The 26,744-nt window shown below is 70.2% G+C and carries 27 protein-coding genes; 19 read left to right on the top strand and 8 right to left on the bottom strand.

Features of this window, described 5'->3' with window-relative positions; translation table 11 throughout:
* Positions 1–425 precede the first annotated feature (425 nt).
* The 3 genes from CFP71_RS35710 to CFP71_RS35700 are packed head-to-tail and all read left to right on the top strand — an operon-like array spanning position 426 to position 3,030.
* On the top strand, positions 426–1,040 hold the full coding sequence (locus tag CFP71_RS35710; RefSeq protein ID WP_093938356.1) for a DUF1989 domain-containing protein: 615 nt from the start codon (positions 426–428) through the stop codon (positions 1,038–1,040).
* Positions 1,037–2,164 carry an oxidoreductase gene (locus CFP71_RS35705; RefSeq protein ID WP_093938355.1) on the top strand — a complete coding sequence of 376 codons (1,128 nt, stop codon included), beginning with the start codon at positions 1,037–1,039 and terminating at the stop codon, positions 2,162–2,164. Before CFP71_RS35710 ends, CFP71_RS35705 begins: the two co-directional genes overlap by 4 nt.
* A complete protein-coding gene (locus tag CFP71_RS35700; RefSeq protein ID WP_093938354.1) occupies positions 2,161–3,030 on the top strand; it encodes a polysaccharide deacetylase family protein in 870 nt (289 codons plus the stop codon). Before CFP71_RS35705 ends, CFP71_RS35700 begins: the two co-directional genes overlap by 4 nt.
* Here the strand turns inward: CFP71_RS35700 and CFP71_RS35695 are convergent.
* A complete protein-coding gene (locus CFP71_RS35695) occupies positions 3,018–4,580 on the bottom strand; it encodes a PucR family transcriptional regulator (RefSeq protein ID WP_093938353.1) in 1,563 nt (520 codons plus the stop codon). The genes CFP71_RS35700 and CFP71_RS35695 overlap by 13 nt on opposite strands.
* 118 nt (positions 4,581–4,698) lie before the next feature.
* Between CFP71_RS35695 and CFP71_RS35690 the strand changes: the two genes are divergently transcribed.
* The 3 genes from CFP71_RS35690 to CFP71_RS35680 are packed head-to-tail and all read left to right on the top strand — an operon-like array spanning position 4,699 to position 7,198.
* The gene (locus CFP71_RS35690) at positions 4,699–5,928 is read left to right on the top strand and encodes a serine/threonine-protein kinase (protein ID WP_093938352.1); all 1,230 of its coding nucleotides are present in this window, start codon (positions 4,699–4,701) and stop codon (positions 5,926–5,928) included.
* A 56-nt stretch (positions 5,929–5,984) separates the two neighbouring features.
* Complete coding sequence (locus CFP71_RS35685) at positions 5,985–6,611, top strand: ClpP family protease (protein ID WP_093938351.1); 627 nt, start codon at positions 5,985–5,987, stop codon at positions 6,609–6,611.
* Positions 6,608–7,198: a ClpP family protease gene (locus CFP71_RS35680; RefSeq protein ID WP_093938350.1), complete on the top strand. Its 591-nt coding sequence runs from the start codon at positions 6,608–6,610 to the stop codon at positions 7,196–7,198. The genes CFP71_RS35685 and CFP71_RS35680 overlap by 4 nt, the downstream gene beginning before the upstream one ends.
* On the opposite strand, the gene CFP71_RS35675 is transcribed toward CFP71_RS35680, so the two are convergent.
* Positions 7,195–7,542 (bottom strand): helix-turn-helix domain-containing protein, encoded by a 348-nt coding sequence (locus tag CFP71_RS35675; protein WP_093938349.1) that lies wholly within the window; start codon positions 7,540–7,542, stop codon positions 7,195–7,197. The two genes, CFP71_RS35680 and CFP71_RS35675, sit on opposite strands and share 4 nt — an antisense overlap.
* 45 nt (positions 7,543–7,587) lie before the next feature.
* Entirely contained in the window at positions 7,588–8,526 is a 939-nt protein-coding gene (locus CFP71_RS35670; RefSeq protein WP_093938348.1) for a helix-turn-helix domain-containing protein, read from the bottom strand.
* Positions 8,527–8,597: 71 nt separating this feature from the next.
* Between CFP71_RS35670 and CFP71_RS35665 the strand changes: the two genes are divergently transcribed.
* Complete coding sequence (locus tag CFP71_RS35665) at positions 8,598–8,933, top strand: cupin domain-containing protein (RefSeq protein WP_093938347.1); 336 nt, start codon at positions 8,598–8,600, stop codon at positions 8,931–8,933.
* Positions 8,934–8,940: 7 nt separating this feature from the next.
* On the opposite strand, the gene CFP71_RS35660 is transcribed toward CFP71_RS35665, so the two are convergent.
* Complete coding sequence (locus tag CFP71_RS35660; RefSeq protein ID WP_093938346.1) at positions 8,941–9,600, bottom strand: pentapeptide repeat-containing protein; 660 nt, start codon at positions 9,598–9,600, stop codon at positions 8,941–8,943.
* A gap of 702 nt (positions 9,601–10,302) precedes the next feature.
* Here CFP71_RS35660 and CFP71_RS35655 point away from each other — a divergent pair.
* The 4 genes from CFP71_RS35655 to CFP71_RS35640 are packed head-to-tail and all read left to right on the top strand — an operon-like array spanning position 10,303 to position 13,703.
* Positions 10,303–10,692 (top strand): STAS domain-containing protein, encoded by a 390-nt coding sequence (locus CFP71_RS35655; RefSeq protein ID WP_093938345.1) that lies wholly within the window; start codon positions 10,303–10,305, stop codon positions 10,690–10,692.
* Positions 10,689–11,099 (top strand): ATP-binding protein, encoded by a 411-nt coding sequence (locus CFP71_RS35650; protein WP_093938344.1) that lies wholly within the window; start codon positions 10,689–10,691, stop codon positions 11,097–11,099. Before CFP71_RS35655 ends, CFP71_RS35650 begins: the two co-directional genes overlap by 4 nt.
* A complete protein-coding gene (locus tag CFP71_RS35645; protein ID WP_093938343.1) occupies positions 11,092–12,675 on the top strand; it encodes a PP2C family protein-serine/threonine phosphatase in 1,584 nt (527 codons plus the stop codon). Before CFP71_RS35650 ends, CFP71_RS35645 begins: the two co-directional genes overlap by 8 nt.
* A complete protein-coding gene (locus CFP71_RS35640) occupies positions 12,672–13,703 on the top strand; it encodes a cobalamin B12-binding domain-containing protein (protein ID WP_093938342.1) in 1,032 nt (343 codons plus the stop codon). Before CFP71_RS35645 ends, CFP71_RS35640 begins: the two co-directional genes overlap by 4 nt.
* Positions 13,704–13,748: 45 nt before the next feature.
* On the opposite strand, the gene CFP71_RS35635 is transcribed toward CFP71_RS35640, so the two are convergent.
* The 3 genes from CFP71_RS35635 to CFP71_RS35625 form a co-directional block, all read right to left on the bottom strand.
* The gene (locus tag CFP71_RS35635) at positions 13,749–13,925 is read right to left on the bottom strand and encodes a CsbD family protein (RefSeq protein ID WP_093938376.1); all 177 of its coding nucleotides are present in this window, start codon (positions 13,923–13,925) and stop codon (positions 13,749–13,751) included.
* A 33-nt stretch (positions 13,926–13,958) separates the two neighbouring features.
* The gene (locus CFP71_RS35630; protein WP_093938341.1) at positions 13,959–14,414 is read right to left on the bottom strand and encodes an ATP-binding protein; all 456 of its coding nucleotides are present in this window, start codon (positions 14,412–14,414) and stop codon (positions 13,959–13,961) included.
* 84 nt (positions 14,415–14,498) lie between these two features.
* Positions 14,499–14,705: a hypothetical protein gene (locus CFP71_RS35625; protein ID WP_093938340.1), complete on the bottom strand. Its 207-nt coding sequence runs from the start codon at positions 14,703–14,705 to the stop codon at positions 14,499–14,501.
* A gap of 374 nt (positions 14,706–15,079) precedes the next feature.
* Here CFP71_RS35625 and CFP71_RS35620 point away from each other — a divergent pair, with 374 nt between their 5' ends.
* The 5 genes from CFP71_RS35620 to CFP71_RS35600 are packed head-to-tail and all read left to right on the top strand — an operon-like array spanning position 15,080 to position 22,200.
* Complete coding sequence (locus CFP71_RS35620) at positions 15,080–18,769, top strand: nitrate reductase subunit alpha (RefSeq protein ID WP_093938339.1); 3,690 nt, start codon at positions 15,080–15,082, stop codon at positions 18,767–18,769.
* Positions 18,769–20,334: a nitrate reductase subunit beta gene (narH, locus tag CFP71_RS35615; protein WP_093938338.1), complete on the top strand. Its 1,566-nt coding sequence runs from the start codon at positions 18,769–18,771 to the stop codon at positions 20,332–20,334. Before CFP71_RS35620 ends, narH begins: the two co-directional genes overlap by 1 nt.
* The gene (gene narJ / locus CFP71_RS35610) at positions 20,331–20,948 is read left to right on the top strand and encodes a nitrate reductase molybdenum cofactor assembly chaperone (protein ID WP_093938337.1); all 618 of its coding nucleotides are present in this window, start codon (positions 20,331–20,333) and stop codon (positions 20,946–20,948) included. Before narH ends, narJ begins: the two co-directional genes overlap by 4 nt.
* Positions 20,945–21,670, top strand: coding sequence for a respiratory nitrate reductase subunit gamma (gene narI / locus CFP71_RS35605; RefSeq protein ID WP_093938336.1), 726 nt, complete (start codon positions 20,945–20,947; stop codon positions 21,668–21,670). Before narJ ends, narI begins: the two co-directional genes overlap by 4 nt.
* The gene (locus CFP71_RS35600) at positions 21,667–22,200 is read left to right on the top strand and encodes an HPP family protein (protein WP_093938335.1); all 534 of its coding nucleotides are present in this window, start codon (positions 21,667–21,669) and stop codon (positions 22,198–22,200) included. The genes narI and CFP71_RS35600 overlap by 4 nt, the downstream gene beginning before the upstream one ends.
* Here CFP71_RS35600 and CFP71_RS35595 read toward each other — a convergent pair.
* Positions 22,143–22,625, bottom strand: coding sequence for a GNAT family N-acetyltransferase (locus CFP71_RS35595; protein WP_167406387.1), 483 nt, complete (start codon positions 22,623–22,625; stop codon positions 22,143–22,145). The two genes, CFP71_RS35600 and CFP71_RS35595, sit on opposite strands and share 58 nt — an antisense overlap.
* 121 nt (positions 22,626–22,746) lie before the next feature.
* Between CFP71_RS35595 and CFP71_RS35590 the strand changes: the two genes are divergently transcribed.
* The 3 genes from CFP71_RS35590 (at position 22,747) to CFP71_RS35580 (ending at position 26,486) form a co-directional block, all read left to right on the top strand.
* Complete coding sequence (locus tag CFP71_RS35590) at positions 22,747–23,274, top strand: EF-hand domain-containing protein (protein ID WP_208636109.1); 528 nt, start codon at positions 22,747–22,749, stop codon at positions 23,272–23,274.
* Between the two features lie 93 nt (positions 23,275–23,367).
* Complete coding sequence (locus CFP71_RS35585; protein WP_244199959.1) at positions 23,368–25,896, top strand: hypothetical protein; 2,529 nt, start codon at positions 23,368–23,370, stop codon at positions 25,894–25,896.
* Positions 25,893–26,486 (top strand): helix-turn-helix transcriptional regulator, encoded by a 594-nt coding sequence (locus tag CFP71_RS35580; RefSeq protein WP_093938332.1) that lies wholly within the window; start codon positions 25,893–25,895, stop codon positions 26,484–26,486. The genes CFP71_RS35585 and CFP71_RS35580 overlap by 4 nt, the downstream gene beginning before the upstream one ends.
* Positions 26,487–26,744 lie beyond the last annotated feature (258 nt).

Below are 26,744 nucleotides of genomic sequence, written 5' to 3'. Positions count from 1 at the left end.
GACGACACGGGCCTGGTAACTCGGCCGCGAGAGTGCCGTCCGTCTGGTCACGAGTGTCGTCCGTCTGATCACACGTGCCGTCCACCCCGTCACGCGAAAGTTCCGAGCTTGGTCACCGTGGTCGTGAGTGGCGATTCGGGTTGGAGCGGACCGGTGTTTGTTCACCCACTGGGCTTGGGTTCGCCTCGCCTGCCCGCTGGGGTGGAGATGTGACGGGGGAAGATTTCGGACGCTGAACGTCCGGATTCTTCCCCGCTCGGCGGCCTCGTGACGATGTAGGAATCGGGACGTTGAACGTCCCGAATCCTCCACACTCGCATCACCCAACTACCCCACTCGCCTCTTGGAGGTTCCTCCAGCAGAGATCCACGATCATGGAGCTTCCTCCATGGCGGGCAGACCCCCACCCCGGGTTTGCTGAAGGCATGGGCAGAACGGAAGTGCCACCGGGGACCGCGAAAGCCGTCCGGGTGGCCGCGGGAGACCTGATCCGGGTGATCGACGTCGAGGGCGGCCAGGTCGGCGACGTGTTCGCGTTCACCGACAGCGGGACCGACCTGGCCGAGCACCACAGCGCGGCGCACACCCGCGCCGCGACCGACAGGCTGTTCCCCGCGGTAGGCGAGGCCTTCGTGACCGACCGGCGCCGCCCGATCCTGACCTTGGCCGAGGACACCTCGCCCGGCGAGCACGACATGCTGATCCCGGCCTGCGACCCGGCCCGGTATGCCGCGCTGGGAGCGCCGGGTCACCGGTCCTGCGCCACGAACCTGCGCGAGGCGCTGAGCGAGCTCGGGCTGGGCTTCACGGGCCCGGCCCCGCAGCCGATCAACGTCTTCATGCGCATCCCGGTCGGAGCGGACGGCAGGCTGAGCTGGCTGACCGCGACCTCGCGGCCCGGCGACGCCGTCACGCTGCGGGCCGAACTGGATTGCGTCGTCGTGGTTTCCGCCTGCCCGCAGGATCTCGTCCGGATCAGCGACGCCGGACTCTCCCCGCTCGCCATCGAAACAGTCCACAATGGAGGAACACGATCATGACCACCACCGTCGGCCACGCCCACCCCGCGCTGGCCCCGGCCACCCTCGGCGGTCTCGCGCTGCGCAACCGCTACGCCGTCGCCCCCATGACCCGGGTCTCGGCCGCGCCCGACGGCACGCCGACCGGCGAAATGGCCGACTACTACGCCGAATTCGCCCGCGGCGGGTTCGGGCTCGTGTTCAGCGAGGGCACCTACCCGGACACGGCGGCCAGCCAGGGATACCTCAACCAGCCCGGCCTCGCGCGCGACGAACACGTCGCGGGCTGGCGCGTGGTCACCGCCGGAGTGCGCGCGGCGGGCGGCCGGATGATCGCGCAGCTCATGCACGCCGGCGCGATCTCCCAGGGGAATCCGCACCGGGACCACACCGTCGGCCCCTCCGCCGTCCAGCCGCGCGGGGAGATGATGCCCGCGTACGGCGGTTCCGGGCCGTGGGCCGCGCCCCGGGAACTGACCACCGCCGGGATCGACGACGTCGTCGACGGATTCGCCGCGGCGGCCCGGCGTGCCCGCGAGGCCGGGTTCGACGGCGTCGAAGTGCACGCGGCCAACGGATACCTGCTCGACCAGTTCCTCACCGACTACACCAACCGGCGCACCGATTCCTACGGCGGATCGGTCGCCGACCGGATCCGGCTGACCGCCCGCGTCGTCACCGCCGTCGCCGAGGCCGTGCCGGAGCTGGTGACCGGTGTGCGGCTGTCGCAGACGAAGGTCAACGACTTCACCTACCGCTGGCCCGGCGGCCGTGACGACGCCGAGGTGATCTTCGCCGCGGTCGCCGAGGCGGGCGCGGACTACCTCCACATCGCCAGCGAAGGCCGGAACTGGCTCGAAACGGCGAAGCTGGCCGACGGCGGCACCATCACCGCCCTCGCCAGGAAGGTCACCGGGCTGCCGGTGATCGCCAACGGCGGGATGCACGATCTCACCCAGGCGAAAGAGGTGCTCGAAGGCGAGCACGCCGACCTGCTCTCGATCGGGCACGGCGCGCTGGCCAATCCCGATCTGCCCGCCCGTGTCGCCGCGGCGGAACCCCTGGCCGAGTTCGATCGCGCGATGGTCTCCCCGACGGTCACGGTGGCGAACTCGCGCCGCTGGCGGGAGAGTCGGCAAGCGTGACCGAAACAAGCTGGCACGGCGGCGCGGCCGCGGTGGCGACCCTGACCTTCGACGTGGACGCGGAATCCCCGATCCTCGCGCACGGACGGGGTTACGCCGGGCATCTGTCGACCATGTCCCATCAGGCGTACGGGCCGAAGGTCGGGGTGCCGCGCATTCTCGACTTGCTCGGTGAACTGGCCGTGCCCGCGACGTTCTTCGTGCCGGGCTGGGTCGCCGAACAGCGGCCCGGCCTCGCCGCCTCGATCGTGGAACGGGGGCACGAGGTGGCGCATCACTCCTACAGCCACCGGCCGCCGACCACGATGACCGCCGCCGGGCAGCGAGCCGATTTCGAACGGGGCATGGAGGTCTTCGCGCGCCAGGGCATCGAGATCAGCGGGCATCGCGCGGCGGGCTGGGAGTCCACTTGGGACACTCCGGCGCTGGTGGCGGAACACGGGCTGAGCTACGACTCGTCGCTGATGGCCGACGACCGGCCCTATCTGATCGAGACCGGGGCGGGCCGGATCGCCGAGCTGCCGGTGCACTGGTCGCTCGACGACTGGGAGCAGTACGCGTTCCTTCCCTCGCCGCAGATCGGTTCGGTGATCACCTCCCCGGTCCGGGTACTGGAGATGTGGCGCGCGGAGCTCGACGCGATGCGCCGGTACCGATGCCTGTTCAACCTGTGCCTGCACCCGTTCCTGTCGGGCAGGCCGGGGCGGCTGGAGGCAGTGCGGGCGCTCATCGAGTTCGGGCTCGGCCTCGGCGACGTCCGGTTCGCGCGGTGCCGCGACGTGGCGGCCGCGGCGCTGGCCGACCCAGCCTTACCCGCCGAACCCTTGCGGCGCCTGGAAATCGATCCGGCGGTCTACCCGGACTGAGCCGCTTCCAGTGCCAGGAAGAGGTCGACCCGGTCCGCGGTGCGCCCGACGTCGCGGCCGGTCAGCTCGGTGACCTTGGCCAGCCGGTTGCGCAAGGTGTTGACGTGCACGAACAGGGCCGCGGCGGTGGCCGCCCACTGGCCGTCGTGGTCGAGGAACGCCCGCAAGGTCGTCTCCAGGTCGCCGTCGCGGGCACGGTCGTGCTCGCGCAGCGGGCCGAGCAGGACGTCGGCGAACGTGTACCGCCACTGCTCGTCGTGCGACTCCAGCAGGAGCCGGTAGCTGCCCAGTTCGGCGAAACTCGCCGCCACCGGCCCGCCACGCCTGCCCCGGAGCACGCGGCAGGCTTCGCGGCTGCGCGACAACGGTTCGCGCAGCCCGGCCGCGCCGGACACGGGATCGGCCAGCCCGACGACCACGCGCCCGCCGGAGAACCGGTGCGAAACGGCCGCCGCCAGCCGGGGCGCGAACGCGGCGGGCGATTGTCTTCCCGAGCGGAACGGCAGTACCGCCACGACGTCCCGGCTGCCCGCCGCCACGACCGCGGGCAACCCGTCCGCCAGCAGGAAGTCCGTGACGGCCTCCGCCATCCCCGGCAGGGTCGCGGTGGCGTCGTCGCCGGCGAACGCCAGCGCGATCACGGCCAGCGGACCGTCCGGGTCGACCCCGAACGCGCGCAGCCTGCCGGGCACCTCCGCGACCCGCTGCGCGCCGGAGAGCACCATGTCCAGCAGTTCGACGGCGAACCGCATCTCGATGGCCTGCACCGCCTGGTGCCGGGCCACTTCGAGGCTGAGGTAGCGGGCGGTCTGCTCCAGCGCGTCCCGCTCGTCCCGCGTCAGCCCGGCCACGGGACGCAGGCACAGCAGCGCGGCGTCCGCGTCGCCGATCGCGCCGACCGGGAACAGCGCCGCCCGTGTCCCCGCGCCGAGATCCGCCTCCAGCGGCGGCGGATGCCGGGTCAGGGCCTCCGCCGCGGCGCGTGTCTGCCCGGCGTCCAGGCCCGCCCCGGCGGACGCCAGCTCCCGGCCCATCCGGTCCACGACCGCGAGCGGCAGCTCGTGCTCACGGCGCAGGACCTCCAGCACCCCGGAGGCGCCCGCGCCTCGCGAAAGCGCCGAGGTCAGCTCGTCTCCCCTTCGCACCAACGACATCAGCGCGCTCTGCCGGTCCGCGGCCTGGATCGCCGCCGCCGCGCGGGTGACGGCCGTGAAGGGCACAGCCACAGAGATCTCCAGCAGCGGCAGCCCGGCTTCGCGACACGCCTCGGCGAGCGCCGGAGGGGTGTCACGTCGTTCGACGCGCAGCCCGAAGATGATCCCGGCCGCTCCCGCGCGGACCACCCGCGCGACGAAGTCCGCCGGGTCGGTGCGGTCCAGCCACAGGCCGTTGGTCAGCACGACCTCGTGCTCGCGCACGTACGGCCCGGGGTCGGGCAGCTCGGTGTTGTGCACCCACAGCACCTGCCCGGCCATCGCCCCGTCTCGGCCGGGGACGACCACCCGCAGTTCGAGATCCGGGTCCGCGACCAGCGCCGCCAAGGTCAGCATGACTGTGAATATATCCAGCCATCGGCGGCCTTTATGGACGATCGGCCATTTCATCGGTTTTTCATGATGCCTGGTTAGCGTCCCCGCGAAGACACTTCGGGATTCGAGGAGAACCACCGTGACGGCAGTTTCGCGCACGATCGCCGAGCGCTACACCCTGCTCGAGAAGCTGGGCGGCGACGGGACGGCCGTGCTGTGGCGTGGCGAGGACGGGCAGGAGGGGCGCCAGGTCGCGATCAAGGAGCTGCTGCTGCCCGCGCTCGACGAATCCGCCCGCGCGGCCGTCGTCGAACGGCTCCGGCGTGAGGCCGGTGTCGTGGCGGAGCACCCGTCGGTGGTGCCCGTCCACGAGGTCGTGGTGGCGGACGGGACGCCGTTCGTCGTGATGGACCCGGTGGACGGGCGGACGCTGGAGGACCTGGCGTCCTCGGGGCCACTCCCGCCGCGGTTGGTGGCCGGCATCGGCAGGCAGGTACTCGGCGCACTCGCGGCCGCCCACGCGAAGGGCGCCGTGCATGGAGACGTGCGGCCCGCGAACATCTTGGTGTCCTCCGACGGCACGGCGAGGCTGACCGGCTTCGGGGTCGGCCAGGCCCTCGACCCGGCAGGTTCACCGGCTTTCCTCGCCCCGGAAAGGATCGCGGGGCACGAAGACACTCCTCACGCCGATCTCTGGTCGCTCGGCGTGACCCTGCTCGGCGCGGCCGAGGGCGCGAATCCCTTCCTGCGCGGGAACGTCGCGGCCACGCTGTACGCCGTCGTCAACGACCAGCCGGTCTTCAGCCGGACGCACGGAACACTGGCGGACGTCCTCCGCGGCCTGCTGGCGAAGGCGCCGCACGCGCGGATGCTGCCGGATCACGCGATCCCGATGCTGGCACTGGCCGCGAACGGCGCCGAAGCCCCGGTGCCGGTCCTGCCCGCGCCGCCGCGTCCCGGGGTGCGCACGCCGTCGGTGGCCGCGATCCTGGCGGGAGTGGCGGGCATGGTGCTCGGGTTCGCGCTGCTCACGAACGCGATGGTGATGCACCAGGCGTACTACTTCTTCGACTTCTCGGAGCTGTCGATGATTGTGGGGGACTTCAGCTCGATAGTCGCCGGAGTCGCCGCGGTGGCGGGCGGCGCGAGCCTGCTCGCCAGGGTCCGGGCGGGACAGCTCATGCTCAGTGTCTCCGCGCTGCTGACGCTGCTCTCGTTCGGTCTGCTGACCGTCATCGGTGAGGACCGGATCCACCTCGGCCTCGCGATCCAGCCGGGCTTCACCATCGATCTCCTGCTCCTCCTCTTCGCCATCGCGCTGACGATCGCCGTGTGGTTCGTCCCGGCCGAACGCCCTGCTGTGGGCTGATCCGCTCACAGCAGAGAAACCGGCGAAAGGCCGTGCCCCGGCGGCATCGTCGGGGCATGACCGACTACGAGAAGCAGCCACTCTTCGACCAACGGCTCCGGGAACAGTTCTTCAGCAAGCGTGTGCTGGTCCTCGACGGCGCGCTCGACGACGACAACGGGACGGTGCTCACCACCCAGCTGCTGTCACTGGCGAGCGAGGATCCCCGCAAGGACATCGCGTTGTGGATCCACTCGCCGGGCGGCTCGGTCCCGTCGATGCTGGCGATCCGCGACGTGATGCGGCTCGTGCCGTGCGACGTCGCCACGCTCGCGCTGGGGCTGGCGTGCAGCGCCGGGCAGTTCCTGCTTTCCGCGGGCACGCCGGGCAAACGGTTCGCCCTGCCGCACGCGCGGATCCTGATGCACCAGGGTTCGGCGGGCATCGGCGGCTCGGCCGTCGAGGTGGAGGTGCAGGCGGACGATCTGCGCTACACACGCGACACGGTGCTCGGCCTCATCTCCGACGACACCGGGCAGCCGATCGACCGGATCTTCGCCGACTCCCTCCACGACCGCTGGTTCACCACCGGACAGGCGCGGGAATACGGCTTCATCGACCACATCGTCGAAAGCCTCGACCAGGTCGTCCCCGTCCGCTCCCACAAACTCGGCCTCGGCTCGGAAAGGGGTGCCGGCGCATGAGCACCTACACCATCCCCAACGTCATCTCCCGCAGTCCGGGCGGCGAGCGGATCATGGACGTCTACTCGCATCTGCTGTCGGAGCGGATCATCTATCTCGGCACCGCGATCGACTCCGGCGTGGCGAACGCGCTGATCACCCAGCTGCTGTACCTGGAGGCGGACAACCCGGAGCAGGAGATCAACCTCTACATCAACACCGAGGGCGGCGACCCGTCGGCGATGCTCGCACTGTACGACACCATGCGTTTCATCAAGGCGCCGGTGGCGACGACCTGCGTCGGCCAGGCCGTCGCGGCGGGCGCGATCCTGCTCGCCGCGGGCGAGGCCGGGCACCGGTTCGTGCTGCCCCACACCCGCGTCGTGCTGCACCAGCCCGCGGCGCAGGGCCGCGGCACGATCCCGGACCTCATCCTCCAGGCCGACGAGGTCGTGCGGGTGCGGACGCAGCTGGAGGAGATCCTGTCCTCGCACACCGGCCGGGCCGTCTCGGATCTGCGGCACGACACCGACCGGGACCGCGTGTTCGACGCGGCGGGCGCCGTCGCCTACGGACTCGCGGACCGGGTGCTCGACGCCCGGGCCTAGGCAGCCATGAGCAAGGGCCCGGACGGGCGGCGGCCGACCGCGAGGCCCGTGCTGCCGCCCCGCCGGACCGTGCCCGCGATACCGAACAGGAGATCCGCGAAGTCGATCCCGAGCGCGCCCGTGACCGCGGCGATCATCTCGCTGGACGGCTCCTTGCGGCCGCGCTCGATCTCCGACAGGTACTGCGGCGAGATCCCGGCGCGTTCCGCGATGTCGACGAGACGGCCGCCCTGTTCCTCCCTCGCCGCGCGCAGGCTCTTGCCCAGCACGTCACGCCACAGCGGTTCGGGCTCGCGGTCCGAAGTGGAGGCGCGCTTCTGGTGGAAAGGGAGGATGTCCGCCATACGCTCATCGTGACATCGGGCCGGGGCCCGTGTGCTCCGTTCCGCTCAAGGCGAAACCCGGAACGCGCGCCGGTACGCACCCGGCGTCGTCCCGACCTGGTCGCGGAAACGGCGGCGGAGGTTGACGGCCGAGGCGAGACCGACGCGGGTCGCGATCACCTCGACCGGCAGGCCGGTCTCCTCCAGGAGGGTGCGCGCCTCGGTCACCCGCCGGGCCAGCAGCCACGCGCCCGGCGTGGTGCCGAGCCGATCGGCGAAACGCCGGGCCAGCGTGCGCTGCGAGACGTTGAGATGCGCGGCCAAGTCGCCCACCGACAACGGTGCCCCGAGCCGTTCGCCCGCCCAGGCGAGGAGGCCGTCCAGTTCGTCCTCGGGCGGCGGGGCCGGGACGAACTGTGCCTGACCGCCGTCGCGATGCGGCGGCATCACCATGTGCCGGGCGACCAAAGCGGCGTGCGCGGCCCCGTGGTCCCGCCGGACGAGGTGCAGGCAGAGGTCGATCCCTGCGCCCGCCCCGGCGCTCGTGGCGACGTCGCCGTGGTCGACGTAGAGCACGTCCGGTTTCACCTGTATCCGCGGGAATTCCTCGCGCAGCCGGGCGGCGCGGGCCCAGTGCGTGGTCGCCGTCCTGCCGTCGAGCAGTCCGGTGCGGGCCAGCGCGAAAACGCCGGAACAGATCGTGACCAGCCGCGCTCCCCCGGCGTGCGCGCGGAGCAGCGCCCGGCGCACGGGTGCCGGGAGCGGGGCTTCCACCGGGGACCAGCCCGGGATGAGCACGGTGTCCGCGTCCGACAGCGCGGAAAGGCCCCGGGTCACGGACATCGCGTACCCGGCGGTGGTCGGGACAGGGCCGGGTTTCTCCGTGCAGACGTCGAACTCGTAGTACCGCGGCACCCCGGCCCGCTCCGTGCCGAAGACCTCGGCGGCGATCCCGAGCTCGAACGTCGACTGCACCGGCCGCACCAGGGCCATCACGCGATGCATGGCAAGAAAGTACCCCATGATGTCTTCCCGGACACTGTCCGACGGCCCGGTGATCGCGGCACGATGAGTCCATGCACCCCGAGATCCTCGCCCAAGCGGGCTACACTTCCGTCTCCGTCAAGGAATCCCCGGTCCGCGAACTCTTCCCCGGGATCCGGCTTCGTCCACTGTGGACAGGTCCGGACGGCGCGCACGCCAACGTACTGGAGATGGATCCCGGCACCTCGTGGCCGCATCGCGACGTCCACGAGCCGGGAGCCGAGGAGGTGTACGTCCTCTCCGGCACCTTCAACGACGGCGCGCGCGACTATCCGGCGGGGACCTTCCTGCACGCCCCGGCCGGTTCGTGGCACGTGCCGGCGTCCGCGACCGGGTGCACGCTCTTCGTCTTCTACCCCGAAGGCTGATCCGGGGTCACCCGACGACCCGCAACCCGCTCTCGGCCGCGAGGATCCCCGCGATCGAAACAGCCTGGTCGGCGGTGATCTTCGCGCCGCGCAAGGTGAGCAGCCCCCGGACTCCGGACAACCGGGAGCCGCGCAGGTCGCAGTCCGCCGCGCCGGTCGCCGCGAACTCCGTTTCGGTGAAGTCACAGTCCACAAAGGTCAGTCGGGACAGGTCGCCGGAGAACACCGTCTCCCGGAACGAACACCCGGAGAACACGACCGGGCCCTTGACCCGCTCGACGGCCAGAGACGCGTAGTCGAACCGCGCGTTCTCGACGTACAGATCGGAAGCCGACGCGATCGAAACGCCCAGCCCGATCGCGCGGCAGCGAAGGATTTCGACGCGTCGTGCGGAGAGTTCGCGGATGGCCGCGTTGGAGAGATCGACGCCTTCGAGGACGACGTCGGACAGTGTCAGCCTGTCGAGGCGGGCGTTGGCCAGGCTCACTTCCGAGACGAGGGAACGCACGATCTCCCCGCCGCCGCGGACGTCGTCCTGCTCGCCGCCGTCGAGATGGACGGAGTCGAAATCGAAGTAGCCCCCGAACACGGCGGGTTCGGCGGTGAGGTCGTCCCGCCCGACCGAGGGACGCCGCACCTTGATGCCGTCGAAATCCCGGAACTCCATGATCCGGACGCTACCTCAGGGCGACTCGGCCCAAGTGGTCGCGAGTGGCGTTTCGGGTCAGGCCAACCGTGTCTTGCGTACCTACGGGTCGAGCGTCTTCGCGTGACCGATGGGACGGCACGCGTGACTGGGTGGACGGCGCGCGTGATCGAGTGGACGGCGCGCGTGATCAGACGGACGGCACACGGTGGACTCGGCCGTCGCCGAGTGTCGTCCCCCTGGACACACGTGCCGTCCGTCTGATCACCCGTGTCGTCCGCCTGGACACACGTGCCGTCCGTTCGGGCAAGCGAAGGACCGGCTCGACCCGGGTGGATCGTGAGTGGCGACTCTGGTCATCGAGGGGAGGAAAAGTGTCCTGTTCGCTTGCCGTCTTGTCTGCTTGGAATGTTGCGAAAGTGGCTTTCGCAACCTTCAACGTTGTGAAAGTGGCTTTCGCGACACCGCCGACCCGTCAGACCGCACCGAGCCGAGGTGCGTGGCCTGGCGGGGCGCCTGTTCCCGGTCCTTGCCCCGCCGAACACCCGAGCGGCCGAACTCGCCATCTGCGCCTTACCCCTAAAGAACCCGAATCCCCACTCACGACCGCCCCGGCCCGCGAACCCTGTCGGTCAGCCGGTCCGCCGGGGGCGACGCTGGTAGATTCCGGTACAGGGGTTGAGCCGCCAGCCCTCGTTGGCAGCACCCCGAGCAGGAGCATTGATGACGACCGATGTCGCGCGGCCCCTCCACCGCTCTTCCGGAGACGGTTGGACGCTGGAGACCTACGACTCCGACGGATTCACCGTGTACGCGATGACCGGCGAGTTCGATTTCGCCGTGTCCGCCAAGCTCCGTCAGGTGATCGAAGAGCGCCCGCCGTCGTCCGGCCTGGCCGTCGCGGACATGACCGAGGTCCGGTTCTGCGATTCGAGCTGTCTGCAAGTCCTCCTCCGACTGGCCCAGGTACTGCGCGAGAGTGACGGCCGGTTCGCCGTCGCCACGTCGGTCCACGCCGTCGTCCGGCCACTCACGCTGCTGCGCCTCGAAGAACTCATGCCGGTCCACCCGACCGTCGAAGCCGCGCGCACCGCACTGGCGTCCCGCTCATGACCTCGTCCGACGCCACGGTCCGCCAGGACACCCAGGTCAGCGAGTTCTCCATGGCGGAGGACCTCCACGGCCTCGCCGAGGTGCGCGCCTGGACGCGGACCACGCTGGACGGGTTGCCCGCCGACACGATCGCGGACGTCGTGATGGTCGTGGACGAACTCAGCTCGAACGCGCTCCGGCACGGCCAGGCCCCGTACCTGGTCCGGCTGCGGCGCACCGGGGACAACCTGCGCGTCGAGGTCGAGGACGGCGCATCCGGCACACCGGCCAGGCCCGGTCCGCCGACCGGCACCGGTGGCCACGGACTCATGCTCGTCGCCCTGGCCACGACGGCTTGGGGCCAGACAGCCCGCCCGGACGGCAAGACGGTGTGGGCGGAGTTCGAAGTCGCGGACGCCGATGGCTGAGCCGGTGATCGCCGATCCGGTGACGACCGGGCGGAGCTGGGACACCGCGCCCTCACCCGCCCTGCTCGTCGACGGTGACGGAGTCGTGCGGGACCTCAACGGCGCCGCCCGCGCCTTGTTCCCCGAGGCGCGGCCGGGCCTCCCGCTGCGACACGGGACACCCCCTTGGCTGGCGGACGCGGGCGCGGGCGAGATCGTCCGCGGCGTCGCCGGCGACCGCTCCTGGGCCGCGGCCCCGGTACCGCACGACGGCGTCGTCACCTGGTGGCTGGCCGACGAGACCGAAGCGGAAGCAGCGCACGACCTGCTGCGGCAGGAACGGCAGCGCGTCGCGTTCCTCACGGATGCCTCGGCGGCGCTGCTGAGTTCGCTCAACGTCGAACGCTGCATCGAAGTGGCCGCGCGGCTGGCGGCCGAACATCTGGCCGCCGCGGCGGTGGTGCTGGCCCCGCCGGTCCAGGGCGGTCATCCGGCAGCTTCGTGTGTCCGCGGCGAGGCCGTGTCGCTGTCCAGGCTGACCATCGACCCCGCCGACCTGCCGGGGCTGGACGAGGCACTGCGCGGTTTCCCGCCGGTGCCCTCACGCTGGCTCGATCCGGGCGCCGCGCCGTCCTGGATCCTGCCCGCCGGTTTCGGCCCGGCGACGTCGATCGTCGTCACGCCGCTGCCGGGACACGGCGTGCCCGCCGGGGCGCTGGTCCTCTTGCGCACCGGCGACCAGGCGGCCTTCACCGAGCAGGAAGAGATCTTCGCGCGGCTGTTCGCGGCCCGTGCGGGTGCCGCGATCTCGGCGGCGCGGATGTTCGCCCACCAGGCGTCGACGACCGAGACGCTCATGCGCGAGCTGCTCCCGCCGCGACTGGAGCAGCTCGGCGGCGTCGAGTTCGCCGGGCGTTACCGGCCCGCGCAGGACGAGGACCTGATCGGCGGCGACTTCTACGACGTCCATTCCGCCGTCGACACCGCCGGGAACGAGTCGCTGGCGGTGCTCGGCGACGTCTGCGGGAAGGGGCTCGACGCCGCCGTCTTGACCGGGAAGATCCGGACGACGCTGCGCGCGCTGCTGCCGATGGCCGAGGACCACCATCGGCTGCTCAGCCTGCTGAACACGTCGCTGACGAGCCATGAGGACGGCCGGTTCGTCACGCTCGCGCTGGCCTCCGCCCGCCGCGAGGGCGACGCGGTACGGCTGCGCGTCACCTGCGCCGGGCATCCGCCGCCGCTGGTCGTCCGCTCCGGCGGCGTCGTCGAAGAGGTGGACACCGGCGGCAATCTGATCGGCGTGCTCCCCGAGATCCGGACGACGACGGCGGAGATCTTCCTCGCGCCCGGAGAGAGCTGCCTGCTGTACACGGACGGTATCGTGGAGGCCAAGGGCGGCCCGCTCGGCGACGAGATGTTCGGCGAGGAACGGCTGCATACGGCGCTGTCCGAATGCGCGGACATGGCGGCCGACGCGGTCGCCGAACACGTCCAGATGCTGGCCGCGCACTGGGTCGGCCGTCGGCCGCACGACGACATGGCGGTGCTGGTGATCAGCGCACCGCGGACCCCACGGAGGCCCGAGACCCCGTGACCACGGAGTACTTCGAACGGCTGTGGCAGGCGGTGACCGCCGGGGACGAGTACGCCGCCGGAGATGCCGTGGTCTCGGCGCTCGGCGCGGGTATCGACACGGAGAGCGTGCTGCTGGACGTGATCGGCGGCGTGCAGCGCAAAGTCGGCCAGGAATGGGCGGCGAACCGGTTCACCGTGGCGCAGGAACACGCGGCGACCGCGATCAACGACCGGGTGCTCGCCGGTTTCGGCTACGCGCTGCCCCGGCCGCGCGCGCACCGGGGCCGTGTCACGGTGGCGTGCGTCGACGGCGAATGGCACGCCATGCCCGCCCGGCTGCTGGCCGAAGTGCTGAAGTTCCGCGGTTTCCGTGTCGACTACCTCGGTGCCCAGGTGCCCTCCCCGCATCTGGTCGCGCATCTGCACCGCACCGGACCCGACGTGGTGGCGCTTTCGGCTTCGCTGGCCACTCGCCTGCCCGCCGCGCACGCCACGATCACGGCCTGTCAGGCGGCCGCGACCCCGGTCATCGCGGGCGGAGCGGCGTTCGGGCCGGACGGCCGGTACGCGCGGCTGCTCGGGGCGGACGCCTGGGCCCCGGACGCACGCGCGGCGGCGGATCTCCTGGCGGCTCCCCTGCCCCGTCCCCGGGCCGGGCATCAGCCCCTCGACGACCTCCCCCATCTGGCCGATCAGGAGTACACCCTGGTTTCCCGGACTTCGAGCAGGCTGGTGAAGTCCGTCATGAAGGGTTTGGAAGACCGCGTCCCGGCGATGCGCGAGTACACCCTCCGCCAGCGCCAGCACGCCGCGGAGGACATCGCCCACATCGTCGAGTACCTGGCGGTCTCGCTGTACGTGGGCGACGAAGACCTGTTCACCGGTTTCCTGGCCTGGACCGCGGACATCCTGTCGGCCCGCCACGTACCGCCCGGTTCCCTGTTGCCCGCGCTGGAACTCCTGCGCGGGCAGCTGCGCGACTTCCCGCGTTCGCAGGCGATACTCGACGCCGCGCACACGCGGTTGAGCGACACTCTCACCCCGTGAAAAAGGGGCCCGCCCTGAAGGCGGACCCCTTTGTGATTCACGACGTCAGTCGCGAACGCCCTTCACGGCGTCCTTGATCTTCTCGCCGGCCTGCTTGACGTTGGCCTTGCCCTGCTCGGCCTTGCCTTCGGCCTGCCACTGCTCGTTGTCCGTGGCGTTCCCGACGGCTTCCTTGGCCTTGCCCTTGAGTTCGTCGAGCTTGTTCTCGGCTTTGTCGTTCATCAGGGCCTCCATTCCTTGTCCGCTGCCCTCCGGTTACCCGGTCCGGCGGCCCGGAAACGGCGGATCCGTTGTGTCACCCGACACGTTTGACTCGGCCAGATCGAGTTCCGCCCACACGGTCTTGCCGCCGTCGCGGTGCTCCTGGCCCCACGCCGTGGCGCAGGCGCCGATGAGGGCGAGGCCCCGGCCACCGGTCGCCGAGGGCGGACGCGGGGTGGCGGGTGTCTTGCCGGCGTCGTCGACCTCGATGCGCAGACGGCCAGGCCGCCGCAGCAGGCGTACCTGCCGGGGCCGTTCCCCGTGCCGGAGGGCGTTGGACACCAGTTCGTCCAGCACCAGGATGATGTCCGTGAGGCCCGCCTCGGCGACGTCGTCCAGTTCCGCACGCGCCCAGGCACGGACCCGGGCCAGTTCGCCCAGGTCACAGCCCACGTCGAGGGCCAGGACTTCGACCTTTCGACCGGCGGGCGCGGCCTGCTCGGTGGGCACGGGGACCTCCAGGTGTTCGACGGCCCGTCACGGGCTCGCGTGAAGCTAGTACCCCGAATGCCACGAACTTTAACGAGCAACCTGTCACCGCTCGCCACCCGTATGGCCACAGGGGTAGGCCGTTTTCGCGACGACGGCTTCGCACCCTGGGCAGTTGTTCACCGGCCGCTCACGACGGCCCCAGAAGGGATGGGTGGCCCCGCAGAGCGCGGTGACCGGGTCACCGAGTCCGGGGTCCGGGTTGCAGGCGGGGCAGTAGGCGTGCGCCGCCCGCTCGATTTCGGCTGTCATCCTTCGCCTCCGCGTGTAGGCCGTTATACATACTTTCGCCCCTGTTCAGCGTACGGCGTTACTTGTTCCGCGTTTTCCGGTTTACCTGGTCCCGAATCCGCGTGCCACCGAGACCACCGGTCGGACCGATTCGCATCCACGCATATTTCGATCGTCCGACAGAATATATTAATCGCTTTTCTCATGACAATTACTTCGCCATTACCAATGCCTTTACTTGCTGGTCTTTTCGAGTGATCGACACTCATGATCACCTTCGGACAAAGACAGGTGGCACGCGGTGCCGCTAGCATTGCGAACGTTCCAGGACAGACTCGGCACGTCCAGTTCGCACTGTCTGCCTCATTCACGACTTCAGTCGGGAGGTCGCGAGCGTGCGCTCGCCACGAAAAGCCAACGGAAACGGCATCGAAAACCACCACGACGAAGGCGCGGCGACCACTGCTCTACTTCGCCTCGGCCGCTATTTGACCCGCGCGGAGAGTTCGGCGGATCTGCACTCGGTCCATCTCGCCGGCGGCCGGGAGGGCGACGCTTTCTACCGGGACCGCTGGAGCCACGACAAGGTCGTCCCGTCGACCCACGGCGTGAACTGCACGGGTTCGTGCCGCTGGAACGTGTACGTCTCCGACGGGATCATCACCTGGGAGAGCCAAGACCCGGACTATCCCTCCGTCGGCCCCGACAAGCCGGAGTACGAACCGCGAGGATGTCCGCGTGGCGCCTCTTTTTCATGGTATTCCTATTCTCCGACCCGGGTACGTTTTCCGTACGCGCGCGGCGTACTGGTCGAAATGTACCGGGAGGCCCTCGGAAAGTACGGTGATCCGGTCTTCGCCTGGGCTTCGGTGATGGACGACCCGATGAAGAGAATGGCCTATCAGCGCGCCCGCGGAAAGGGTGGATTGGTCCGGGTCAGCTGGGACGAGGCTTCGGAAATCGCCGCCGCCGCGCATGTGCACGCCATTTCCCGATACGGCCCGGACAGGGTCGCCGGGTTTTCCCCGATTCCGGCGATGTCCATGGTCTCGCACGCGATCGGGTCCCGGTTCATGGCGCTGATCGGCGCCCCGATGCTCTCCTTCTACGATTGGTACGCCGATCTGCCGGTGGCCTCGCCGCAGGTGTTCGGCGACCAGACCGACGTCCCGGAATCCGCGGACTGGTGGGACGCCGCGTATCTGATGATGTGGGGTTCGAACGTCCCCGTGACCAGGACGCCGGACGCGCACTGGATGGCCGAAGCCCGGTACCGCGGTCAGAAGGTCGTCGTGGTCTCCCCCGACTACGCCGACAACACCAAGTTCGCCGACGAGTGGCTGGCCCCGCATCCCGGCACGGACGCCGCGCTGGCGATGGCCATGGGACACGTCATCCTCACCGAGTTCTTCGCCGAACGGCAGGTGCCGTACTTCACCGACTACGTCCGCCGCTTCACCGACCTTCCCTTCCTGGTCACGCTCACCGAACGGGACGGCGCGTACGTCCCGTCGAAGTTCCTCACCGCCGCCGACCTCGGCGACGAGGGAGCCGAGACCCAGTGGAAGACCGTCCTGGTCGACGACCGCACCGGGGAACCGGTCGTGCCCAACGGTTCGGTCGGCTTCCGCTGGAACGAGCACGACCAGGGCCGCTGGAACCTCGACCTCGGCGACGTCGTCCCGCGGCTGAGCCTGCTCGCCGACCCCGGTCACGAAGGCGTCGAGGTGCTCTTGCCTCGCTTCGACGCGGACGGTGTCCTGCGGCGCGGGGTACCCGCCGTCCGGCAGGGCGGGCAGCTGGTCACCACCGTGTTCGACCTGCTGATGGCGCAGTACGGCGTACGGCGCGGCGAACTGCCCGGCCGGTGGCCGTCCGGCTACGACGATCCGGCGGAGCCGTGCACCCCGGCGTGGCAGGAGGAGATCACCTCGGTCCCGGCCGAGCGGGTCGGCCGGATCGCCAGGGAGTTCGCCGAGACCGCCGAGGCCTCCCGCGGCCGCTGCATGATCCTGATGGGCGCGGGCACCAACCACTGGTTCCACTCCGACACCATCTACCGGTCCTTCCTGGCGCTGCTGACGATGACCGGCTGCCAGGGCCGCAACGGCGGCGGCTGGGCGCACTACGTCGGACAGGAGAAGGTGCGGCCGCTGACCGGGCACCAGACCCTGGCCGGCGCGATGGACTGGATGCGCCCGGCGCGGCAGATGATCGGGACCGCCTACTGGTACCTGCACACCGGCCAATGGCGCTACGACGCGCTGCGCAACGACGAACTGGCCTCCCCGCTGGCGGCGGGCAAACTCGCCGGGACCAGCGCCGCGGACACGCTCGCGCAGTCGGCGAGGCTGGGCTGGATGCCTTCGTTCCCCACCTTCGATCGCAATCCGCTCGACCTGGTCGACGAGGCCGACGAAGCCGGGCTCGACCCCGTCCGCCACGCCACCGAGCAGCTCCGCGAAGGCAAGCTGGGGTTCGCCGCCGACGATCCGGACGCGCCCGGAAACTGGCCGCGGGTGCTCACCGTGTGGCGGTCCAACCTGCTCGGCTCTTCGGCGAAGGGGCACGAGTACTTCCTGCGCCACCTTCTCGGCACCGACGCGAACCTGCGCGGTGAGGAAGCGCCGCCGGACGCGCGGCCGAAAACCGTGAAATGGCACGACACCGCCCCCGTCGGCAAATTGGATCTCATGCTGGCAATCGATTACCGCATGACCAGCACCACCTTGTTCGCGGATCTCGTGCTGCCCGCCGCCACCTGGTACGAGAAGCACGATCTGTCGTCGACGGACATGCATCCCTTCGTGCATTCGTTCAACGCCGCCGTCGATCCGCCGTGGCAGACCCGGACCGATTTCGAGACGTTCCACACGATCGCGAAACGGTTCAGCGAACTCGCCGAACGGCATCTCGGGGTGCGCAAGGACCTCGTCGCCACGCCGATGACGCATGACACGCCCGGCGAGACGGCACAGCCGGGCGGGGTCGTCCGTGACTGGCGTGACGGCGACGTCGAGCCGATCTCGGGTGTCACCATGCCGAAGCTGACCGTCGTCGAACGCGACTATCCCGCGGTGGCGGCGAAACTGGCCACCCTCGGCCCGCTGCTGGAAAAGCTGGGCGCCACCAGCAAGGGCCTGACCTACGACGTCGGCGAGGAAGTGAACTGGCTGCGCGCGAAGAACGGCGTCGCGACGACAGGGGCCGCCCAGGGCCAGGCGCTGATCGACACCGACATCAAGGCCGCGGACGCCGTGCTCGCGCTGTCCGGCACCACGAACGGACGGCTGGCCACCCAGGGTTTCCGCGAACTCGAGAAGCGCGTCGGCACGGAGCTGGCGCATCTTTCCGCCGAACACGAAGGCAAGAAGATCACCTTCGCCGACACCCGGTCACGTCCGGCGCCGGTGATCACCAGCCCGGAGTGGTCCGGCAGTGAGAGCGGCGGCCGCCGCTACTCGGCGTTCGTGATCAACGTCGAACACGCCAAGCCGTGGCACACCCTCACCGGCCGTCAGCATTTCTTCGTCGACCACGACTGGATGCACGAACTCGGCGAGGCGCTGCCGGTCTACCGGCCGCCGTTGGGCTCGCAGCACCTCTCCGGCGGTCCGGGGGACTCCGCGGAGGTCACCGTGCGCTACCTGACCCCGCACAGCAAATGGTCGATCCACTCGACCTACCAGGACAACCTGCACATGCTCACGCTGTCCCGCGGCGGGCAGGGGATCTGGATGAGCCCGGCCGACGCCGAAGCCATCGGCGCGAAAGACAACGACTGGATCGAGGCGGTGAACCGCAACGGTGTCGTGGTGGCCCGCGCGATCGTCTCCCACCGGATGCCCACGGGCACCGTTTTCCTCTACCACGCCCAGGATCGCGCGGTGAACGTGCCGCGAAGCGAGGCCACCGGCAAACGCGGCGGCACACACAACTCGCTGACCCGGCTGCTGCTCAAACCCACCCATCTCATCGGCGGCTACGCCCAGCTCTCCTTCGGTTTCAACTACCTGGGCCCCACCGGCAACCAGCGCGACGAGGTCACCGTGATCCGCCGCCGTTCCCAGGAGGTGCGTTACTGATGCGGGTCATGGCACAGCTGGCCATGGTGATGAACCTCGACAAGTGCATCGGCTGCCACACGTGTTCGGTGACCTGCAAGCAGGCCTGGACCAACCGGACGGGTACCGAGTACGCGTGGTTCAACAACGTGGAAACCCGTCCGGGGCAAGGATATCCGCGCCGTTACGAGGATCAGGAACGCTGGAAGGGCGGCTGGGAGCGGACGTCGAAAGGCAGGCTGCGGCTACGCGCGGGCGGACGGCTGACCAAGCTCGCGAAGCTGTTCGCGAACCCGGAACTGCCGGAGATCGCGGACTACTACGAGCCGTGGACCTACGACTACGCCACCCTCATCGAGGCCCCGCTCGGCGACGACGTGCCCACCGCCGCGCCCCGGTCGGCCATCACCGGCGAGGCCACCCAGCCCACCTGGGGACCGAACTGGGACGACGACCTCGGCGGCTCCACCGAACACGGCGTCAAGGACCCCATCGCCGAGAAACTGCGTGACGAACTCGGGATCAAGATCAAATTCGAGTTCGAACAGAGCTTCATGTTCTACCTGCCGCGGATCTGCGAGCACTGTCTCAATCCGTCCTGTGTGGCCAGTTGCCCGTCCGGCGCGATGTACAAACGTGAGGAGGACGGGATCGTGCTGGTCGACCAGGACCAGTGCCGCGGCTGGCGGATGTGCGTCACCGGCTGCCCGTACAAGAAGGTCTACTTCAACCACAAGACCGGCAAGGCCGAGAAGTGCACCTTCTGCTACCCGCGGGTGGAAGCCGGGCAGCCGACGGTGTGCGCGGAAACCTGCGTCGGACGGCTGCGCTACATCGGTGTCCTGCTCTACGACGCCGACAAGGTCACCGAGGCCGCGTCCGTCGCCGACGAGCACGACCTCTACCCCGCGCAACTCGACCTGCTGCTCGATCCGCACGACCCCGCCGTGATCCGGGCGGCCGAAGCGGCGGGCATCCCGCACGACTGGCTCACCGCGGCTCGGTGTTCGCCGGTGTACCAGTTGATCCACGACTACCGGCTGGCACTGCCGCTGCATCCGGAATACCGCACGATGCCGATGGTCTGGTACATCCCGCCGTTGTCGCCGGTGGTCGACGCGGTCAGCGGCAGCGGTCACGACGGGGAACACCGCGACAATCTGTTCGGCGCCATCGACGCCCTGCGGATCCCGGTCGAGTACCTGGCGGAGCTGTTCACCGCCGGGGACACCGTGCCGGTCCGGCAGTCTCTGCGACGGCTGGCGGCGATGCGGTCCTACATGCGGGCGGTGAACCTCGGGCAGGAGACGGACGAGGACATCCCGGCCTCCGTGGGTCTCACCGGCGAGCAGATCTTCGCCATGCACCGGCTGCTCGCACTGGCCAAGTACGACGAGCGCTACGTCATCCCCACGGCGGGCGTCGGGCAGGCTCACGACCTGGAGGGCATCGCCACCCGGTGCAGCCTCGACGTCGACGGCGGTCCCGGCATGGGCGGCGAGGAGTCCACAGTGGACCTGGTCAGCTGGGACGACGGCGCCCGCCCGGACGCGCTCTTCCCGACGCTGCGAGGGCGGAGCCGGTGAAACTCTTCCGTCCCCGGGCGATCCCGGTCCCGGATCACGCGGCGTTGCGCCAGATCGCCGGCTGGTGCCTGCAATATCCCGACGAAGCCGTCCTCGGCAAGGTCGGCCTGCTGCGCGCCTGCCTCGACGAGACCACCGGCCCCGGCCACGACGAGCTCTCCCGCACGGTGGCCTATCTCGAACAGGGCGATCCCGGAGAACTGGCATCGCACTACATCGAGGTCTTCGACCGGAAACCCCGCCGGACACTGCATCTGAGCTGGTTCCTCGACGGCGACACCCGCCGCCGCGGCGAGACACTGGCCGCGTTGCGCCGGTTCTACCGCACCCACGGGTTCGCCCCCGCCGAGAACGAACTGCCGGACTTCCTGCCGGTGATCCTCGAGTTCGCCGCCGCGGCCGGGGCCGACGCGGCCGGGCAGGTGCTCGCCCGCTTCCATCCCGCGCTGGATCTCCTGCACCGCAATCTGTCCACTATGGACACCCCGTATCGCGACGCCGTCGCCGCGGTGCTGGCGACCCTGCCCGCCACCCCCGCGCCGCTTCCCGCCGAACCCCCGGCCGAGCTGGTCGGCCTCGACCCCTTCCCCACCGGCGCCGGAGGTGGCCGATGAGTTCCGGACTGGACCTGCTGCTGTGGGGCGCCGCGCCCTACGCGTCGATCGCGCTGCTGGTCTTCGGAACGATCTGGCGGTATCGCCACGACAAGTTCGGCTGGACGACCCGGTCGAGTCAGCTCCACGAATCCCGGCTCCTGCGCGTGGCCAGCCCCATGTTCCACATCGGGCTGCTGATGGTGATCGGCGGGCACGTGCTCGGCCTGTTCGTGCCGAAGGGTGTCACCGAGTTCGCCGGGCTCGACGAACACGGCTACCACCTGATCTCGCTGGTGATGGGCAGTGTCGCCGGACTGGTCGCGATCGGCGGGCTCGGTCTCCTGCTGTGGCGGCGGATCCGGGTGCCGGCGGTCCGGGGCGCCACCTCGATCAGCGACAAGTACCTGTACGTGGTGCTCGTGCTGGTGATGCTCGCCGGGCTCACGAACACCTTGGTGGACAACGGACTCCGTGGCGGATACGACTACCGCGAGACGGTCGCGCCCTGGTTTCGCGGCGTCCTGCTCCTCGATCCCCAGCCGGAGCTGATGGCCTCGGCTCCGCTGGACTACCGGCTGCACACCGCGCTGGCCATGGTGTTGTTCGCGCTGTGGCCGTTTTCGCGCCTGGTTCACGCTTTCAGCGCGCCGGTACGGTACCTGCTCCGCCCGTACGTGGTCTACCGGCGCCGCGCCCCGGGCAGCGTCGGCACCCGAGACCCGCGTCGTGGCTGGGAATGACCCGCGCCCGCCGCACCGCCTACGTCGCGCTGAGTTCGTTCTGCTGCATCGTGTTCATCGGTCTCTGCGCGATCCTGTCCGGTGCTCCGCTGCTGTTCCCTTCGCTCGGGCCCACCGCGTTCCTGGTCTTCGCCACCCCGCAGGCACCCGGCGCGAGCCCGCGGAACACGGTTTTCGGTCACCTGGCCGGTATCGTCGCGGGGCTCACCGGCCTCGCCGTCACCGGACTGCTCACCGCCGCCCCGGACCTGACGCATCCGTCCTGGCCCAGGATCGGGGCGGCCGCGATCGCGCTGGGTCTCACGTGCGCCGCGATGGCCGCGCTGGACATCCCTCACCCGCCGGCCGGCGCCACCACCTTGATCATCGCGCTCGGCCTGCTGCACACCACTCCGCAGATCGTCGCTGTCCTGGCGGGCGTCGTCCTCATCGCCTTGCTGGCGGTGCTGATCAACAGACTGTTCGGCGTCCCCTACCCCTGGTGGCGTTTCGCGGCGGAGGCGAGATCTCCCGTGGCCTCACGCCGATAGGTATAGACGACAAGCCCCTCGCTGAACTTGGCCACCTTGTCGTACAACGCGCGAGCCGGGGAATCGACCAGCGTGTTCCAGTAGAGACGGGGAAAACCGTTCCGCTCGGCGTCTCGTGCCACCCACTCGATCATCGCGGTCGCGACCCCTCGCCGCCGGACTTCCGCGTCCACGAACAGGTCCGCCAGATAACACCTCGCGTTTCCCCAGACACCCGCGTGGAAAACGTAATGCGCGATCCCGACCATGGTCCCGTCCAGCCGTGCGGCGATCCCGATGGCCTGTTCCCCGCCGTCGAGCAGTCGCCGCCACGTCCGTTCGTAGGCCTCGTCGCCGCGCTCGACCCCGCCGTAGGCGTCGTGGCCGCGGGCCAGCACTTCCCATTGGGCACGGTCGGATGCGTCCAGGAAGCTGATCTCCACCATGGCGACCATCCTGCCCGATCCCTTCGCGCCTCCCCGTGAGCGGCCGTCCCCCGATCGTGGTTCGCCACCGCCCTGAATGGCCGCTATCCGGCCCCGGCGTCCGGTTCTATCGTTCGGACGCATGGCAAGCGACTTGCAGCGGCGCAAGATCTCGGGGGTTTTCGCCGCGATGGACGTCGACGGTGACGGTTTCCTTCAGGAGAACGACTTCCAGGAACTGGCCGAGCGCTGGGCGCGGCGGCGCGGCCCGGCGAACGCCAAGTCCCTGACCGGGATCATGCTCAGCTGGTGGACGACGTTGCTGGCGGCGTCGGATCTCGACCGCGACGACAAGGTGACCCTCGACGAGGTCCTGTTGGTGGTGGACAAGCTGCCGGGTATGCCCGAAGCCGTGACCGCGACCGCCGACGCGATGTTCGAAGCGATCGACGAGAACGGGGACGGCCTGATCTCCGCGGCGGAGTACCGGCAGTTGATCGAGGTCTGGAACGGCCGCCCCACCGACACCGACGCCACTTTCCCGCTGCTGGACTCCGATGGCGACGGAATGCTGTCCCGGGACGAATTCGCCGCGCTGTGGCTGGAGTTCTGGGCGGGTGACGACGCGGAGGCGCCGGGCACCCTCGTCTTCGGGCCGCTCGCCGCCTGACGAGCGTCCGGTCGCGGCTTTCGGGCCGACCCGGCGGCCATACGGGCCATACCGCGCCGAGTATGACCTCGCGGCCACCTTGCCCGGCACAGGATGGCAGGCGTGGACGAGGTGACCGAGCGGATCCTGGAGCGTGTCACCGGCGCGGGCGCGCCCTGCGTCTGGGTGACCGGGCCGGCGGGCGTCGGCCGGACCACGCTGCTCGCCCGGCTGTCCGAGCGGCTTTCCGCTACGGGACGGGAGATTTCGATCGTCCGCTTCACGCCGGACGGGGAACTCGCGCCCGGCGGCGATCCGTGGCCCTCACTGGCGACGGACGACGGGCACGTCCTGATGATCGACGACACCCAGTGGATGGGCTCCGATTCCCTCGCCGCCCTGGAGGCGTCGATCCGCCGTCTGGGCGGGACGTCGACGCGGGTGATCTGCGCGACCCGCACCCCGGTCCGGGACGCGGCCGGAAGAGTCGCCACCGTACGGCGGCTGCGGTCCGACGGTCTCGTGGAGCCGATGCGGCTGCTGCCCTTGAAAGCCGAAGAGATCACCGGGGCGGTCGTCGAGGCGCTCGGCGCCGTTCCGAGCACTCCGCTGCGAGACCGGTTGCACGAGCTGAGCCGAGGGGTGCCCGCCGCGCTGCGCCAGGCGTTGGACCTGCTGCGCGCGCAGAGCGCGATCCGGATCGTCGACCGGCGCGCGTACCTCGTCCCCGGCACCACGGTGCCGCTGCGGTCCATGCACCTGGACCCCGAGCGGCTCGCGGTCGCGAAGGCGGCCGCCGTCCTGCATCCGCTCGGCGAGGCGATGCCGTCGCTGATCAGCGAACTGCTGGCACAGGATCTCGCGGAAACCCTTGCGACGCTGGAGAATCTGCGCGCCGACGGCGTACTGCACCGCGGTGATGGCTGGCGGTTCACCGTGCCGGTGGTGGCCTACGCGCTGATCGCCGAACTCGGGCCCTTCGAGCGACGGCGGTTCTCCGCGGCCGCCGTCACCGCGTTGTGGAACGGGACCGCGCACACCTCCGCCCCGTACTACCTTCCCGACCGGATCGCCGAAGCGGGCAAGCTGATCGACCCGCGGCGCGCGCTCGCCGAACTACTCGACAACGCGGCGTTCCTGCCCGACGATCAGACCACCCGCGGCGCGCGGTGGCTGCGCGCCGCCGTCGAACTGACCGAAGACCGGCCGCAGCGGGCGCGGGTGACCCTCCTCCACACCATGTGGAGCCATCTGAACGGCGACCACGAACAAAGTCTCGCGGGGACGCGGCGGTTGCTGGAGGAATTCCCAGACCGCCTTTCCGCCGACGCGGCGCAGGAGGCGCAGTCGATCGCCGTCTGCGCGCTGCACAACTCCGGCAACACGGCCGAACTGGCGAGGATCGCCATGAACCCGCCGGAATGGTCGGTGGCGTCGAGCGCGATCGCCCTGAGCCTGCTCGACCGGTGGGCGGAAGCGGCCGAACTCCTGGCGGAGAACGATTCCTGGCGCACCGAGTCGACGGTTTCCGCGATGCTGGGCGAACTTTTCGGCGGCCTCGCCGAACTCTGGGCCGGCCGCTCCGCGCGGTTCGGCGCGAACCTGACCGAACGCGAGCGATGGCCGTTGAGGACGGCGAGACGGCACCGGAACGACCAGATCACCTCGTACGTCACCGCGTTGCTGGTGCTGGGCGAACGGGCACGCGCGGAAAAGCTGCTCGCCGACGAGTCCTTCCCCGAGACCGGCCTGCGCGACGGCGAACGGTCGATGCTCGCGGCGATGCGCGGCGACCCCTCGCGCGCCGTCGACTTCGCCCACCGCAGCGTCGCCGACCGGTCCCGGCGCGGCTACGACACCGGCTCGGCCGCGATGCACCTGGTGACCGTGTCGGTCCTGCTGTCACAAGGCCGGTTCAGCGCGGCACGGGAACTGCTGACCGCCGCCCGCGCCACGGCGCCGATGCTGGCGCATCTGCTCGACATCGCCGAGGCCCGGGTCGACATGGCGCTCGGCGAGACCGACCGCGCCGCCCGGCGCCTGCACGCGGCCACCTGCGGACTCGCCGTCGGCACGGAGATCGCCTGGGCGGATCTCGCCGAACTGGCGTTGCGGAGGAACGACCGGGCCGGGGCGAAGAAGGCGCTCGACGCGCTGGAGGACCTCGCTTCCGCGATGCCGACCGGACGGGTGCTGCTGTATCGCCACCTGGTCCGGGCCTGCCTCGGCCAGGAGCCCGCCGAGGAGACCCTCTGGCTGACCCGCGAACGCGACCAGCCGCACGAACTGGCGGTCGCGGCCGAACGCCTGGTCCGCCACGGAGCGACGGATCCCAAGGTGCTCACCGAGGTGTACGAGGTGCTCGGTTCGCTCGACGCGCTGCTGCACCGCGCCCGGGTGCGCAGCCTGATGCGGAAGAACGGGATCGAGATCCCCGGCGGCCAGGAGGAAACGGTCGCCGAGAACGAGCACCTGCTGGCGCTCCTGGCAGGCGAAGGGCTGACGAACGAACAGCTGGCGACGGCGTTGCAGACGAGTCAGAAGAGTGTCGAGGGGCGGTTGAGCCTGCTGTTCACGCGGACCGGCTACCGCTCCCGGATCGAACTGGCCACGGCGCTGCTGAACGGCCGATACGCCTCGTGAACGAACCTGATCCCCGGGTGGCCGTCTACGCGGCCGATCCGCTGACCCGGGCGGGCCTGGTCGGCATGCTGGCGCAGGCCCTCGACGTGGTGCCGCCCGGTGGCCGGGGCGCGGACGTGCTGGTGGCCGCCGAAGACCCGGTCGACCACGAACTCCCGGTGCTCCGGCTGGCGGTCGCCGAACAAGGCGCCCTGCCCGGCGTCCTGATCGCCGGGCCGCTCCCGCCGTCCGGGCATCGCTCGGCCGCGACCTCCGGGGTGCGCAGCCTGCTGCCGCATCAAGCAGTCCGGCCGGAGCGGCTGATCGCGGAGGTCGTGGCCGCGCGGTCTTCGGCCGAGACCTCCGCCGGGCTGCTGGCCGCCGGATACGCCTCGCTGGTGGACTGCCCGGCGCGGTCGTCGCGGTTCCACGACCGCGAGATCCGTGTGCTGCGGCTGATCGCGGAGGGCAAGGACACCGCGGAGATCGGCGCGGCGATGGGCTACTCCCAGCGCACCATCAAGAACATCCTGCACCACGCGCAGCGGCGGCTGGCGCTGCGGAACCGGGCGCAAGCCGTCGCCGAAGCCATCCGGGCGGGGTTGATCTGAGCGTGGCAGGAGGTCCCTCACGCACAGCGGAAGGTGTGAAGGTCGAGTTCCTCGGCTGAGGCGAGGCAGGGAGCCTTCACGTACGCCCCGTGACTGCTGTGGTTACCGGCGCACCTGAGGCGATCTGCGAGGTCCGTGAAGGCCTCCTTGCCTACCCTGAAGGTAGTGAAGGAGGCCTTCACGGACCTTGTGATCACCACTTTCACCCCAGACGCACCAGCAGCCACGGCGGCCGCGCGTGAAGGCCCCCTTCCTTGC

The organism is Amycolatopsis thailandensis (genome assembly GCF_002234405.1).
GTDB lineage: Bacteria > Actinomycetota > Actinomycetes > Mycobacteriales > Pseudonocardiaceae > Amycolatopsis > Amycolatopsis thailandensis.
The sequence above is the reverse complement of the archived record's forward strand: the minus strand, read 5'-3'. Positions and strand labels throughout refer to the sequence as shown.